Here is a 15090-nt window from a genome sequence, read left to right as displayed (position 1 = left end):
GCTCTGGGTCTCTATTTCTTCATCATCACTAAGGGCAATATGAGCTATTCTTCTTTCTTCTGCGTTCATGGGGGGAAGGGCTGATTCTCGACCTGTTTCTTTCACCTTCTGGGCTTCTGTTCTTGCAAGATCTTGTATTTTATTCTTTTGTCTCTCTTTATAGTTTTCTGTATCAACCACTATTTTAACTTTTTCTAAAACATCCTTGTTTACAATCCTATTAACTATATGCTGAAGGGCGTTTATTGTTTCTCCTCTGCGACCAATTAACAAACCTTTTTTTTCGCTAAAAATATTCATATATAAAGCGTCTTCTCTCTCTGATCCTTGAATTTCTCCCGACATATCCATTTTTGCTAGAATGTTCTCCAAGACCTCTTTTGCTCTTGCCATGCTGATCTTTTTCTTATCATATATCACTTTAACCTTTACTGGACCGCCTTCTGGCTGATTATCATAGACCTCTATCTTTACCTCTTCTTCTGTAGCACCTATTCGATTAAGCGCCCTCTGCGTGGCCTCTTTTTCTGTTTTTCCTTCTGATTCAATATAATCCATAACTCAACTTTACTCTTTAAGCTTTCTCTTTTTGAGACGAAGCCCTTGTTTTGATTATATATTGTTGAAAAATGGTGAGCAAATTATTCACAAGCCAATAAATGACTAAACCAACAGGAAAGTTTAAAAACATAAATGTAAAAACAATGGGCATGAAATTCATAATCTGGGCATATCTGGGGTCTCCCGCCGTTGGCGTCATCTTCTGCTGTACATACATGGATATTCCCATTAATATAGGAAAAACATAGTATGGGTCTTTGGCTGAAAGATCGTTTATCCATAAAATAAAAGGGGTTTGTCTTACGTCAATCGAATACAAGAGAACCTCATAAAGTGCTATAAAAATAGGGACTTGTATTAACATCGGAAGACATCCACCTGCAGGGTTCACTTTGTTTTGCTTATAAAGGCTCATGATTTCCTGATTTAGTCTTTGCTTATCGTTCTTATATATTTCCTGAAGGGCCTTCATTTTCGGTTGTATCTTTTGCATGGCTTGCATTGATTTAAAACTCTTTTCAGTAAGAGGATAAAATACTATTTTGATGAGTATAGTAAGTATGATTATAGCAAACCCGTAGTTCCCTATCAACCCATTCAAAAAGCGCAACGCCACAAGTAATGGCAAAGACAGAAAGCTGAACCATCCGTAATCTATGATCTTTTCTAATCCAATACCGTAAGCTTTTAGTCTGTGGTCCTCTTTTGGACCTACATATAGTTTGAATCTATCCTCTTCGCCACCCTTAAGGTTGTTCAGATTAATGCCTACAGATATGTTTGAAGCTTGGTCCTTTTCTAACAAGGCAAAAGATGGTGGTGCCTTGGGGATTAATGCTGATAGAAAATATTTGTTTTGCAGGGCAACCCATTTTATATCTCCGGTTTCCATTACTGTACTATTAATCTTTTTGGGGGCATAATCTTTCTTTTTATCATTAATGAGTGCCGCAGCACCGTCATAGCTATAGCTATCCTCCTTTTCTTTGCTGGTATTAAGGCCTGGGCCCCAAAAAACTGTATATTCATTAACCCCTTTTATATCAATTTCCACGTCAATATGATAATAATCATTATAAAAGGTAAGGTTTTTAGATATGCTTATACCATTGGGAGAATCATAGGTCATGCTTATTCTCCCTGTTGGCCTAGAACTGTCAAGAACAAGGGTGTCTGAAAAAGCATTATAAACGGCTTCATTGGCAATCTTGGTCAAAGAGGGCTCTTGAAGCTTTAAAAAGAGCGGTAACTCCCCATGTAAGCCTCTGTTTACTAGGTTAAAAGTCTTCCCTCTTCTGTCTCTATATTTTTTCATATATATCCCTTTTATTCTTCCCCCCTTGTTTGTTAATACTATCTTTAAAAGATCGGTTTCAACTGTTATCTCTTTGCCCTGCTTTTCTTCTCTTGATAGGGGTTTTAAATCAAAGGGTTTTGTCTTTTGAACAGCAGGTGTCTTTTCTATGGTTTTAGCCACCTCTTCTTGCTCTTTCTCCCTAAATTCCTCTTTTATGACGGCCGGCTTCTTATCCTTCTTCATACCAACTTGTTGAGGAGGGGCAAAAAGGAATTGATATACAATGAGGATCAGCATTGATACGACTATGGCAATAATAGCCCTTTTCTCCATTTTCTCTCCTTTTATGGAAAGTCAACCCCGCCTGGATGGAGGGGATTACATTTCATAATACGAAACATTGTTAATAAAAAGCCTTTCACCGTCCCATGTTTATTTATTGCTCTAATTGCATAACTAGAACAGCTGGGATAGAACCTGCATGATGGAAGTTTAAGCGGGGATAAGACTTTTTGATAGATTTTGATTAGAAAAACCAGAAGGTTTTTTAATAACATTCCCTGAAATCTCCTTGAATGCTTCAACCAAATGGGCCTCAATTTGTTTTGAAGTAAGACAAATCATGCTCTTTTTTGGTCTAATGATTATATCATAGCTTTCTTTTAACTCTCTTTTATTAAGCCGGTGAGCTTCTCTTATTTTTCTTTTTAAACTGTTCCTTTTTACATTATTACACATCTTTGTACTTATGGCTATGCCAATTCTTCCCCTTTTTTCTATGGAGGGAGCAAAATATATTTTTAATAGCTCCGTTTCTATGTATTTCCCTTTTTTAAATACATAGATGTATTCTCTATTTTTTTTCAACCTTTCTTTTTTCTTGAGAGAGCTCTCTTTCATTTAGACGGTCACCCTCTTTCTTCCTTTCTCTCTTCTTCTTTTTATTGTTTTAACCCCTCCCCTGGAGCTCATCCTTGCTAAAAAACCATGGGTTCTCTTTCTTTTTGTTTTTTTAGGCTGATACGTTCTTTTCAATATCTTCCCCTTTTTAATAGCCTTTTATTTAAATTTAAAAGTTTAAATAGAAATAAACTAATATTTATAAATTGTTAATATTCTATTGTCAAGAAATAATTTTTTAATCTACAAAAATAAGAGGTTTTTGGTGTTTATCCAAACAAATTTTGTTGTCATTATATCTTATGTTTGATATAATCTGAATACTTTTTTAGTGTTTGCTAAAAAATCTTTTTTTTGTATGTGTTTTTTTAATATATTGATTTAAAAGATTTAATATTTTTTCACATATGTGAATAATTTGTGAATATTTGGTCTTAACAACAACGGAATTTTTTAAATAAAAAGGTTCTTTTTTTATGAAACAGATATGGGATAAAAGCCTTCAAATAATAGCAGACAAGGTGGGAAAACAGGTTTTTGAAACTTGGTTCAGGCCTATTAACCTTATTGAAATAGATGAAACAAAAATAACGCTTTCTGTGCCGAATAGCTTTTTTAAAGATTGGATTGCTGAGCATTATATGTCTCTTATCAAAGAGACAGTTCAAAACATATCTAAAAAAGATCTTAACATTTCTTTTGTGGTTAGCAAGGAGGGAGCAAAGGAAGAGCAAAAAAATATGTCTATGACAAAAACCAGCTCGGTTATTGGGCTAAACTCAAACTATACGTTTGAAAATTTTGTTGTTGGCGCAAGCAACCAATTTGCCCATGCAGCCTCGTTAGCTGTTGCGGATCTTCCTGCCAAGTCCTATAATCCCCTTTTTATATATGGGGGTGTTGGGCTGGGGAAAACGCATTTAATGCACGCAATAGGTCATTATGTTTTAAATAAAGACCAGAACATGAAGGTTAGATATCTCTCTTCGGAAAGTTTTATTAACGAACTTATTGGAGCCATCCAACACGATAGAATGGCTAAATTTAGAAATAAATATAGAAATATGGATGTTTTATTAGTAGATGATGTCCAGTTCTTCTCTGGAAAAGACAGAACCCAAGAAGAGTTCTTCCACACCTTTAACACTCTTTATGAATCCCACAGGCAGATTGTAATATCCAGCGACAGTTTTCCAAAAGATATTCCTGGTTTAGAAGAGAGGTTAAGATCTCGGTTCGAATGGGGCCTGATTGCAGATATTCACCCTCCCGACCTGGAAACAAAAATTGCTATTTTAAATAAAAAAGCGGAAAGGGTTAATATAACAATTCCTTTGGAAGTAGCTTATTTGATCGCAAATAAAATAAAATCAAACATAAGGGAGCTGGAGGGTTGTTTAACCCGTATCAGCGCTTTTTCCTCTCTTACAGGAACTGAAATAGATGTAACTCTTGCTAAAGAAGTGCTCCAGGATATGTTTCTAAAAAGAGAAAAGCAAATAGATATTGAAATTATTCAAAAGGTGGTCTCAAAATATTTTGGTATCCATGTTTCAGATTTAAAATCAAAAAAGAGGGACAGGGTTATCACAATGCCCAGGCAGATTGCGATGTATCTTTGTAGAAACTTTACAGGTTCTTCTTTGCCCGAGATCGGAAGGTCTTTTGGGGGGAAAGACCATACCACAGTAATTCATTCTTGTAAAAAGATTGGGATATTAAAAAAAGAAGATAGTAAGGTTTTCCGCGATATAGAAACAATAACGCATTTATTAGAGGGTTAATAAACCGTGAATAAAGCGTAAATTGTTCTTTGTTTTTATTGTAAAAATCTTATAAATCAGTTTGTTTATATTGTAAGAAGAAATAGTTCAGGTTTTCTTAACACGATTTCTAAAAGATTATTTAAAAATTATATATACTTATGGTTTTGTTCACAAAATAACAGTCCCTACTACTACTATTATTATATTATTTGAATTATATTTATAATTAATAGTTTTTGTTAATAATTAACAGATAAGTTTTTTAAGGAAATAAAATGGCAGAAGAAACCTATGATGCAAAAAAAATAAAAGTTTTAGAAGGATTAGAAGCAGTTAGAAAAAGGCCTGCAATGTATATTGGTGATACAGCTTCGACCGGCCTTCACCACTTAGTATATGAAGTGGTTGATAATAGTATCGATGAAGCCATGGCAGGTTTCTGTAAAAATATTAAAGTAACCATACATATTGATAATAGTATAACAGTAATCGACGATGGTAGGGGGATTCCTGTTGATGAGCACCCCACAGAGAAAAAACCAGCTGCTGAGGTTGTTTTAACAAAACTCCACGCCGGTGGAAAGTTTGATAAAGACAGTTATAAGGTTTCTGGGGGGTTGCACGGTGTTGGGGTATCTGTTGTGAATGCCCTATCTGAAAAACTTGAGGTTGAGATAAAAAGAGATGGCAATAAATATTATCAGCGTTATGAAAGAGGTAAACCACAATGTAGGCAAGAAGTTATTGCAAAGACAAAGGGCAGAGGAACGAAGATAACATTCTGGCCCGACAAGAAGATTTTTGAAGAGATAAATTTTAGCTTTGATATTTTAGCAACAAGGCTGAGGGAGTTAAGTTTTTTAAACAGCGGGCTTAAAATATCACTAAGCGATGAAAGAAAAGGGGAGAATAGAGAGTTTTATTATAAAGGAGGGATAATAGAGTTTGTCAAACTTATAAACGAAAAAAAGGTACCATTACATAAAAAACCAATATATTTTCAAAAGTCCAAAAACAGCACCATAGTAGAGGTCGCTATTCAATATAATGACAGCTACTCAGAAAATATATTTTCTTTTGCTAATAATATCAATACTTTGGATGGGGGAACACACCTTGTTGGCTTTAAAAGCGCCCTTACACGAACAATCAACAACTATGCTTCCACATATAATATTTTAAAAAATATAAAAAGCAATATTACAGGAGATGATGTTAGAGAAGGCCTTACCGCCGTTATTAGTGTTCAAATTCCAGAACCACAATTTGAAGGACAAACAAAAACAAAGCTAGGAAATAGCGAGATAAAAGGATTGGTTGAAAACATAGTCAACGAAGAACTTGCAACCTTTTTTGAAGAAAACCCCCCCATTGCTAAAAAAATAATTGAGAAAGCAATTAATGCTTTAAGGGCAAGGGATGCGGCAAGAAAAGCCAGGGACTTAACAAGAAAAAAGAATATTTTAGAGGGTGATTTTCTGGTTGGAAAGCTTGCTGATTGCTCAGAAAAGAACCCAGAGAAGTGTGAGCTTTATTTGGTGGAAGGTGATTCTGCTGGAGGATCTGCAAAACAGGGAAGAGACAGGAATTATCAGGCCATCCTCCCCCTAAGAGGCAAATTATTAAATGTAGAAAAGGCAAGGTTTGATAAGATACTAAACAATCAAGAACTACAAACAATGATTGCAACCCTAGGAACAGGAATCGGCGAAGGGGATTTTAATATAAAAAAGCTAAGATACGGGAAGATAATTATAATGACAGACGCTGATGTAGATGGCGCCCATATAAGGACATTATTATTAACCTTCTTTTTTAGACAAATGAAGGAAATAATTACAGAAGGACATCTCTATATTGCTCAACCCCCTCTTTTTAGGATAAAAAAGGGGAAAGAAGGGCTGTATTTAAAGGACGAGGAGGCCCTTAATGAATATCAGCTAAGGGCAGGGATTGAAGGAATAAAACTTACTTTAAAAAACAAAGAAAAAACCTATGTTGGTTCAAGCCTTTTCAAATTATTAAAAAAGCTATTAGAGTATAGAGGTCATTATAAAAGAATGTTAAAAATATATAATTTAAAAGACATTTTTGACTTCTTATTAAAGAAGAAAGAGATAACAAAAGAGATGTTTTATAAAGAGGATGAATGGAGTCAGTTTGCTCAAAAAACAGGGAGGAGGCACAAAGATTTAAAAATAACCATAGGAAACGATAGCGACGAGAACAATCAACTGAAATGTATCAAAATGAAAGGGAGGGCTAATACCGAGAACATAGATATCATCCTGAACTATGATTTTGTTTCGTCTGTAGAGTTTAAAACGCTTTTTAAGAGTTACCAGGCCATCAGTTTTTTAGACAACATCCCAGTATGCATCAAGGACAAAAATGGGGAAGAGCTAGAGATAAAAAATAAAGAGGAACTCTTAGAATATATTTTTAATAAGGGCAAAAAAGGAATTTCTATTCAAAGATATAAAGGGCTGGGAGAAATGAATCCCGAACAACTCTGGGAGACAACAATGAATCCGGGAAAGAGGACCTTATTAAAGGTAAAAATTGAAGATGCTATAGACGCTGATGATATGTTTGCTACGTTAATGGGAGACCAGGTAGAACCACGAAGAAATTTCATAGAGCAATATGCTTTAGAGGTAAGGACCCTAGATATTTAAGGCTATTTAGAGGATGATTAAATGTTGGAAAAAGAAAAGGGAATTCCGATAAACGTTGAAGATGAAATGAAGAGGGCTTATTTAGATTATGCCATGAGCGTAATTGTAGGAAGGGCCCTGCCAGATGTTAGAGACGGACTTAAGCCTGTCCACAGAAGAATACTTTATGCAATGAGAGAACTAAACCTGACCTGGAATAAGCCATTTAAAAAGTCTGCCAGGATAGTAGGAGATGTTATTGGTAAGTACCATCCGCATGGGGATGCTGCTGTTTATGAAGCCATTGTCCGGATGGCACAGGACTTTTCCATGCGTTATCCCTTGATTGAAGGCCAGGGAAATTTTGGATCAATAGATGGAGATCCTGCAGCAGCAATGAGGTATACAGAAATAAGGATGTCAAAGATAGCCCAGGAGCTATTAAGGGATATTGAAAAAGATACAGTGAAATTTGTTCCTAACTATGATAATTCGCTGAAGGAGCCCTCAACGTTGCCATCCCTTATCCCTAACCTCTTGGTTAACGGATCTTCAGGCATTGCAGTTGGAATGGCGACTAACATACCACCCCATTGTTTAGGAGAGGTAATAGAAGGGCTGGTTTTTTTGATAGATAATCCTGATGCAGACATTGATCAGCTCATGGAGCATATCAAGGGCCCAGACTTTCCAACAGCTAGTTTTATTCATGGCAAGAGGGGTATTGTGGAAGCATATAAAACAGGTAAAGGCTTAATCCAATTAAGGGCAAGGTCATTCATTGAGAAGACAATGAACGGTCAAAAGGAAAGCATAATTATTACAGAGCTCCCATATCAGGTGAATAAAGCAAAGCTGATCGAGAAGATAGCCGAGCTCGTTAAAGACAAGAAGATTGAAGGAATTTCCGCTTTAAGAGACGAGTCTGATAGAGAGGGGATGCGGATTGTGGTGGAGCTTAGACGAAACGAGATTGCCAAAGCAGTTTTGAACCAACTTTATAAACACACCCCAATGCAGATGACCTTTGGCGTAATTATGCTGGCCCTTGTAAACAATCAGCCAAAGATTTTAAATTTAAAGGAGATCCTTAATCATTTTATTGAGTTTCGGCGTGGCATCATTATCAAAAGAACGAATTATGAGCTGTCAGAAGCCAAGGAAAGAGCCCATATATTAGAGGGATTAAAGACCGCAGTAGAGAACATTGATGAAGTGGTAGAAATAATTAAAAAAGCATCTTCTCCAGAGGTTGCAAAGGTAGGTCTTATATCAAAGTTCTACCTAAGCCAAATACAGGCCCAAGCAATTTTAGACATGAGGCTTCAGAGATTAACAGGCCTGGAAAGAGAGAAGATAATAGAAGACTTCAACAACACCCTCAGGACCATTGAGGAGCTTATGTTTATTCTGAAAAGCGAAAAGAAGATAAAAGAAATCATCAAAGAAGAACTTTTAGAAATAAAAAACGAACATCAGGATGAAAGGCAAACAGAGATCATCGAGGAAACTCAAGAAATTGCTTTTGAAGACATGATAACTGAAGAGCAGATGGTGGTAGCAAAAACCCATTCTGGATATGTCAAGAGAAACCCTGTAGCGCTCTATAAAACTCAAAGAAGAGGAGGAAAGGGCATTCTGGCCATGGGAACAAAAGAAGAAGACTTTGTTGAACAATTATTTATCTCCTCCACCCATAATTATATGCTGTTCTTTACAAACAGAGGAAGGGTATACAAGCTTAAAGTGCACGAAATACCACAAGCCGGAAGAATTGCAAAAGGAAAGGCAATCGTAAATCTCCTATCATTAGAAGAAAAAGAAAATATAACAGCGATGATGTGCGTCAGAGATTTTAATCCAGGAACATATCTTGTCATGGTAACAAAAAAGGGCAGGGTAAAGAAAACTCCGCTAGAGGCTTTTGGCAGCACAAGAACAAAGGGGATTATTTCAATAACCCTGACAGAAGGCGATGAGCTCATAGATGTAAAGCTTACGAATGGGAGCAAGAATATCTTTTTAGGAACCAGAAAGGGAAAGTCAATATCTTTCTCTGAAAAAGATATCAGGAGCATGGGCAGAACGAGCATGGGTGTAAGGGGCATAAGGATTGGAGAGGGGGATAATGTAATAGAAATGGCAATTATTAGGCCGGAAGCCACCATATTAAGCGTTACAGAAAAAGGGTTTGGAAAGAGGACAAAGGCGGATGAATATAAAATCCAGTCCAGAGGAGGAAAGGGCCTCATCAATATAAAGCTCAGCGAGAAAAGGGGTCAGGTGGTCGGCATTAAAAGTGTTTATGAGGATGATGAGTTGATGATAATAACCTCCAAGGGGAAGATAATAAGGCTTAAGATTAATGAGGTATCTGTTACAGGACGAGGTACACAGGGGGTGAGGCTCATTATATTAGAGCCTCAGGATAGAGTCGTTAGCCTCGCAAAAGTAGAAGAGAAGAAGGATGTTGGAGAAGAAGATACAACAAACTAGTTTTTATATTATTTTATTAATTATTCTTTTATCTGCGCCTTTGGGGTGTGAAAGAAAGTCAAAGGAGATGTTTCAAAAGGGAGAAGAATTTTGGTTGAAAGGGAGCTATGAGGAAGCTGCCAAGATTTATACCCAGATACTCTATGAATTTCCTAAAAGCCCATTTGGAGACGACGCTCTTTTTAGACTAGGAGAAGCACATTATTTATTTTTCAATGACCCTGAAAAAGCTGCTGGATATTTTAAGGAATTAGTTCAAAGGCATCCAAAAAGCAAGTTGGCTTATAAATCCCAGAGCTACATTGCATCCATCTATTATCATTCTCTAGAGGACTATAATCGTTCTATTATGGAATACAGAAAACTTATAAGCAATTTTAGCTACAAAGGCATGGCAGACAAACACCAGCTAGCCATAGCTGATATCTATTTTAAAAAAGGTGATCTAGAACAGGCTATTGTAGAATATAAAATTTTAATAGAAGACTATCCAGAGAGCAGATTGGTGGATGAGGCAAAATATAAACTGGGCAGCGTCCTTTATGTTTTGGGAAGATATAAAAGCGCTGTAGAAGTATATAAGGAGCTGGAAGAGAAAGGGCCAAAGAACCCCTTTTTCTTTGATGCCAAGCTTGAAATTGCTAGATGTTTTGAGGAGCAAGAGCGGTTTGATGAGGCAATAGTACGATATAAAGAGCTGTATAGGGCCTACCCTGAAAAGACAATCGTTATTCAGGGTATTGAAAGAGCAACAAAGAGAATGAGCGAAAGAAAAAGATGATAGGTAAAATTTCATGAGCAGGATTTTAATTGTTGACGACGATAAAAGCATAAGAAGCCTCTTAAGTATAATGCTTAAAAGAGAAGGGCATCATGTTTCGTCCACAGGAAAAGGCGAGGAGGCTATTGGTTTAATCAGAAAGGAAACCTTTGATTTGGTAATTACTGATATTAGAATGCCAAGATTTGATGGGCAGCGTATACTGAAAGAGGTAAAAGCTGTTGATTCAGAAGTTCCCGTAATAATGATCACGGCTTTTGCCTCAACAGAATCCGTTTTAGATGCGATGCGAGAAGGGGCCTATGACTATATCTCAAAGCCCTTTAAGACTGATGAGATAAAGATGATTGTTAGAAAGGTATTGGAAAGAAAGAAGCTGGAAAAGGAAACGCGGGATTTAAAAGGACATCTGCGGCCAGACTATGGGCCCACCAATATAGTAGGAAAGAGCGAAAAGATGATGCAGATATATAAAACGATGGGCAAGATTGCTGATTCTGATGTCACCGTACTCATAACAGGTGAAAGCGGCACTGGAAAGGAGCTGGTTGCAAAAGCCATTCATTATAACAGCAATCGAGTTGGAAAGCCTTTTATGGCCATTAACTGTGGAGCAATACCAACCGAGCTTTTAGAGAGTGAGCTTTTCGGCCATCACAAAGGCTCCTTTACAGGGGCGGTTACAGACAAAAAGGGGCTCTTTGAGATTGCTGATGGCGGGACTCTCTTTTTGGATGAGATTGGAGTAACGCCACTGCCTTTACAACCGAAGCTCTTACGTGCATTACAGGAAAAAGAGTTTAAAAGGGTGGGAGGAACAAAGGACATAAAAATTGATGTCAGGATTATAGCTGCTACAAATAAAAATCTTAAGAAAGCAATTAAGGATGGAAGTTTTAGAGAAGACCTCTTTTATAGACTGAATATTGTTTCTATTGATATACCCCCTCTAAGAGAGAGAAAAGAGGACATACCACAGCTCGTAGAATTTCTTATTCAAAAATTTACTCAAAGAACAGGAACACAAAAGGAGATATCGCCAGAGGCAATAAAACTCTTGATTAAATACGAATGGCCCGGGAATGTAAGGGAGCTAGAAAATACTATAGAGAGAATTGTGGCACTTGAAAGAGACCGCCTCATTACCCCTGAAAGCCTTCCCCATTTTGTCAAAGAAGAGAAGGAAGAGGCGAAAGAAGAGCTAGAGAAAATCAAGCTTTCAGAAGGAAGGATCAACTTAGAAAAAGTCCTTGCAGACACAGAGAAGAGGTTGTTGCTAGCGGCTATTAAAGAAGCCAAAGGGGTTAGAAAAAAAGCTGCAGAGCTCTTAGGGTTAAGTTTTCGATCAATGAGGTACCGACTTAAAAAACACAAGACCAGTCTATAGAAAGAGATGAATCCAAAACAGCTATTTTCCTTCATAAACCATCCCACTTTACAAGCCAAAAAATAGTTTCTTAAAAACAGTTGGGGATATTTATGCAGAAGAACGAGGTTCAATATTTAAAGGCCCTAGAGCCTTTAGTTCGCCTCCTCAATAAAGGCAAAAAGGTGATTAATATTAAAGGACTTATTGGTCCATCAAGGGCTTTCTTTTTAAGAAACCTTGGATATGTATCAAAAAAGACTTTGTTAATCATAGCTAATACCCAAAAGGAAGTCGAGGAATTATATAATGATATAAGCTTTTTTTCAGGATACAATGACTCTTGTAAAGCAGCCCATTTTCTAGATAAAGAGAGAGGGGTCTGTGTATTTCCCTCCTGGGAAATCCTTCCCTATGAAACAGCGTCGCCTCATATTGATATTGTGAGCGAGAGAATGGAGGTTTTCGAGAGATTAAAGAGAAACGAAGAGATAATAATCGTCTCTACCATAGGTGCTGTATTGCAAAAGGTTATCCCTCCCAAAACCTTAGACGAAGCAATCATTGATATCAGAGAAAGGGATAGCATAAACAGAGATAGCTTAATCTCCAATTTAATACAAGGGGGGTATAAAAGAACAGATCTGGTTGAAGAAAAGGGAGAGTTTAGCACAAGAGGCGGGATAATAGATATCTTTCCCTCAACAGACCCAACTCCCATAAGAATAGAATTAATAGGAGAAGAGGTTGAAACAATTAGAGAGTTTAGCATTGATAATCAAAGATCAATAGGAGGATTAGAAAAAGCAAGGATATTGCCAGTTAGAGAGTTAATTTTTGATAGAGAAAGAATAATTGAAAGATTAAAGAAATTTAAGAAAAGAAATCATCTTAATGATTTCATCGATAAGATAGAAAGAGAAGGATTCTTTCCAGGCATTGAACAGTTTAGCTCAATGTTTCAGTCCCTTACACCCCTCTTTGATTACCTTCCTGATCATGCTATCTTAATAGCTGATCAGAAAGAAGAGCTGGAAGATAGGGCAAAACATCTCTTCGAGAATCTAAAAGAAGAGTTTAAAAAGAGAAGCACAAAAGACCCTCTTTTATCTAAGCCTGAGGAGCTATTTATGACTCCAATGGAATTTAATAGGGCAATTGAGAATAAGACAATGATAAATATCGGTATCCTTCCCTCTGTTAATGGAATTGATTTTCCAGAAAGTTCTTTTAAGGCAAAGACCATAGAGTCTTATCAGGGGAGATTTCAAAGCTTTGTAAATCAATTAAGGGATTGGATTCGGGAGGGAATGAAGGTCATCATAGTCTTTTTAAACAAAGGGCAAGCCCAGATGCTAAAAAGACTTTTAAAAGACTATAATATTGAAGCCTCTCTGGAAGAGGATAGAGCCTATGAAGAGCTATATCTAAAAAGGTTCAATAGAGCCCCCTCTGTTTCTCTATCTATCGGCAAATTGACCTCAGGCATGCTCCTTCCCAATGATTATCTCGTGTTTGTAGCGGAAAGGGAGATATTCGGTCCCAGAAAGCTTAAAAAGCATATAAGGACCACAAAAGAGGAAGGCTTCATATCTACATTTAAAGAACTTAAAGAACAAGACTATATCGTCCATATAGATTATGGAATTGGTAGGTTTAGAGGAATAGCCCAGCTAGAAACAGAAAATATAAGGGGAGAGTTTTTAGAGATAGAGTATGCTGAAGGAGAGAGGCTTTATGTTCCGCTGGATAAATTAAATATGGTGCAGAAATATATAGGGTCTGGAGACAGCGAGCCAAAGCTCAATAGATTAGGGGACAATAGCTGGCTTCGGCTAAAAAACAGGGTGAAGAGATCAATAAAAGAAATGGCTAAAGAACTCTTAGAGCTCTATGCCTACAGGGAGACAGTCAAAGGCTTCCCATTTTCTAAAGATGGCCCATGGCATAGAGAATTTGACCTCTCTTTTGAGTATGAGGAGACAGAAGATCAGCAAAAGGCAATCGAAGATGTTAAAAGAAGTATGGAAGAAGATGGGCCTATGGATAAGCTTGTATGCGGAGATGTAGGTTATGGAAAGACTGAAGTAGCAATGAGAGCGGCGTTTAAGGCCGTTTTAGATGGAAAACAGGTCGCCATGTTAGTTCCAACCACTATATTAGCCCAACAGCACTTTTATACTTTTTCGTATAGATTTTCTCCATATCCTATAAATATAGAGGTGATAAGCCGATTCAAAACCCGAAAAGAACAGAAATCAATTATTAATAAACTGATAAATGGCGAGATAGACATAATAATAGGAACCCACAGGCTGCTTCAAAAAGATATAAAATTCAAAGACTTAGGCCTTGTAATTATAGATGAAGAGCAACGCTTTGGTGTACTTGACAAAGAAAAATTAAAAAATATGAGAAGATCAGTTGATGTCTTAACCTTAACAGCCACCCCTATCCCAAGAACATTACATATATCCCTTGTGGGAATTAGGGACCTGAGCGTTATAGATACTCCACCAGAAGAAAGGCTTTCGATAAAGACTTATATCAGAAGATATAATAGAGATATCATTAGAGAAGCGATTGTTAGGGAGCTCAATAGAGAAGGACAGATATTTTTTGTCAATAACAGGGTGGAGGACATCGAAAGGATAAGAGACTATATTCAAAATATCGTCCCAGAGATAAAGATCGGCATTGCCCACGGTCAGATGTCTGAAAGGAATCTGGAGATGACAATGCTTAAGTTTTTAGATAGGGAGTTTGACCTCCTTTTGTGTACAACAATCATTGAATCAGGTTTAGATATTCCCTCAGTTAACACTATTATTATCAACAGAGCCGATAGTTTTGGCCTTGCCCAGCTATACCAGCTCAGGGGCCGTGTTGGCAGAGACAGGCACCAAGCCTATGCCTACCTCCTTGTCCCTCCAAAAGATGTTTTGTCTTACGATGCAAAAAAAAGATTGGAGGCAATACAGGAATTGAGCGAATTGGGATCCGGTTTTAGGCTTGCCACAAGAGATTTGGAGATACGAGGAGCAGGGAATGTCTTAGGCACTCAGCAGTCAGGTCATATAGCATCAGTAGGATTTGATATGTATTGCAGATTATTAAAAGAAGTTGTTGGCGAGTTAAAAGAAGGCAAGCCAGAAGAGATTTTGGTTGAGCCTGAAATTCATTTAGGCATCAAAGGCTATATCCCTTCTTTCTATATTCCATCCATAGACCAAAGGCTGGAGGTTTATAGAAAACTCTCCTCTTTA

Annotated in this window: 11 protein-coding genes; 6 read left to right on the top strand and 5 right to left on the bottom strand. The window is 37.0% G+C overall.

Annotation, left to right across the window (positions count from 1 at the left end; translation table 11 throughout):
• From VMW81_06895 to rpmH, 5 genes are all read right to left on the bottom strand, one after another.
• The coding region (locus tag VMW81_06895) for a KH domain-containing protein (protein ID HUU50667.1) at positions 1-558 on the bottom strand (558 nt) is incomplete at its 3' end.
• Between the two features lie 16 nt (positions 559-574).
• Positions 575-2191, bottom strand: coding sequence for a membrane protein insertase YidC (gene yidC, locus VMW81_06890; protein ID HUU50666.1), 1617 nt, complete (start codon positions 2189-2191; stop codon positions 575-577).
• Between the two features lie 11 nt (positions 2192-2202).
• Positions 2203-2415, bottom strand: coding sequence for a membrane protein insertion efficiency factor YidD (gene yidD / locus VMW81_06885; GenBank protein HUU50665.1), 213 nt, complete (start codon positions 2413-2415; stop codon positions 2203-2205).
• Positions 2351-2758, bottom strand: coding sequence for a ribonuclease P protein component (gene rnpA, locus VMW81_06880; GenBank protein ID HUU50664.1), 408 nt, complete (start codon positions 2756-2758; stop codon positions 2351-2353). Before rnpA ends, yidD begins: the two co-directional genes overlap by 65 nt.
• The gene (rpmH, locus tag VMW81_06875; GenBank protein HUU50663.1) at positions 2759-2893 is read right to left on the bottom strand and encodes a 50S ribosomal protein L34; all 135 of its coding nucleotides are present in this window, start codon (positions 2891-2893) and stop codon (positions 2759-2761) included.
• A 341-nt stretch (positions 2894-3234) separates the two neighbouring features.
• Here rpmH and dnaA point away from each other — a divergent pair, with 341 nt between their 5' ends.
• The 6 genes from dnaA to mfd form a co-directional block, all read left to right on the top strand.
• Entirely contained in the window at positions 3235-4542 is a 1308-nt protein-coding gene (gene dnaA, locus VMW81_06870; protein HUU50662.1) for a chromosomal replication initiator protein DnaA, read from the top strand.
• 257 nt (positions 4543-4799) lie between these two features.
• Positions 4800-7202 (top strand): DNA topoisomerase (ATP-hydrolyzing) subunit B, encoded by a 2403-nt coding sequence (gene gyrB / locus VMW81_06865; protein HUU50661.1) that lies wholly within the window; start codon positions 4800-4802, stop codon positions 7200-7202.
• A gap of 21 nt (positions 7203-7223) precedes the next feature.
• The gene (gene gyrA, locus VMW81_06860) at positions 7224-9677 is read left to right on the top strand and encodes a DNA gyrase subunit A (protein ID HUU50660.1); all 2454 of its coding nucleotides are present in this window, start codon (positions 7224-7226) and stop codon (positions 9675-9677) included.
• On the top strand, positions 9649-10458 hold the full coding sequence (locus tag VMW81_06855; GenBank protein HUU50659.1) for a tetratricopeptide repeat protein: 810 nt from the start codon (positions 9649-9651) through the stop codon (positions 10456-10458). The genes gyrA and VMW81_06855 overlap by 29 nt, the downstream gene beginning before the upstream one ends.
• Positions 10459-10471: 13 nt before the next feature.
• Positions 10472-11845: a sigma-54 dependent transcriptional regulator gene (locus VMW81_06850; GenBank protein ID HUU50658.1), complete on the top strand. Its 1374-nt coding sequence runs from the start codon at positions 10472-10474 to the stop codon at positions 11843-11845.
• A 92-nt stretch (positions 11846-11937) separates the two neighbouring features.
• Positions 11938-15090: transcription-repair coupling factor (gene mfd, locus VMW81_06845; GenBank protein ID HUU50657.1), on the top strand; the 3153-nt coding region annotated here is incomplete at its 3' end.

The sequence above is a fragment of the Nitrospinota bacterium genome, assembly GCA_035528715.1.
GTDB lineage: Bacteria > JADFOP01 > JADFOP01 > DATKYB01 > DATKYB01 > DATKYB01.
This window is presented reverse-complemented; position numbering and strand designations above follow the sequence as displayed.

Coding starts and splice junctions, on each gene's coding strand:
- yidC (HUU50666.1), bottom strand. CDS start 2,191: ATGGAGAAAAGGGCTATTATTGCCATAGTCGTATCAATGCTGATCCTC.
- yidD (HUU50665.1), bottom strand. CDS start 2,415: ATGTTATTAAAAAACCTTCTGGTTTTTCTAATCAAAATCTATCAAAAA.
- rnpA (HUU50664.1), bottom strand. CDS start 2,758: ATGAAAGAGAGCTCTCTCAAGAAAAAAGAAAGGTTGAAAAAAAATAGA.
- dnaA (HUU50662.1), top strand. CDS start 3,235: ATGAAACAGATATGGGATAAAAGCCTTCAAATAATAGCAGACAAGGTG.
- gyrB (HUU50661.1), top strand. CDS start 4,800: ATGGCAGAAGAAACCTATGATGCAAAAAAAATAAAAGTTTTAGAAGGA.
- gyrA (HUU50660.1), top strand. CDS start 7,224: ATGTTGGAAAAAGAAAAGGGAATTCCGATAAACGTTGAAGATGAAATG.
- VMW81_06855 (HUU50659.1), top strand. CDS start 9,649: ATGTTGGAGAAGAAGATACAACAAACTAGTTTTTATATTATTTTATTA.
- VMW81_06850 (HUU50658.1), top strand. CDS start 10,472: ATGAGCAGGATTTTAATTGTTGACGACGATAAAAGCATAAGAAGCCTC.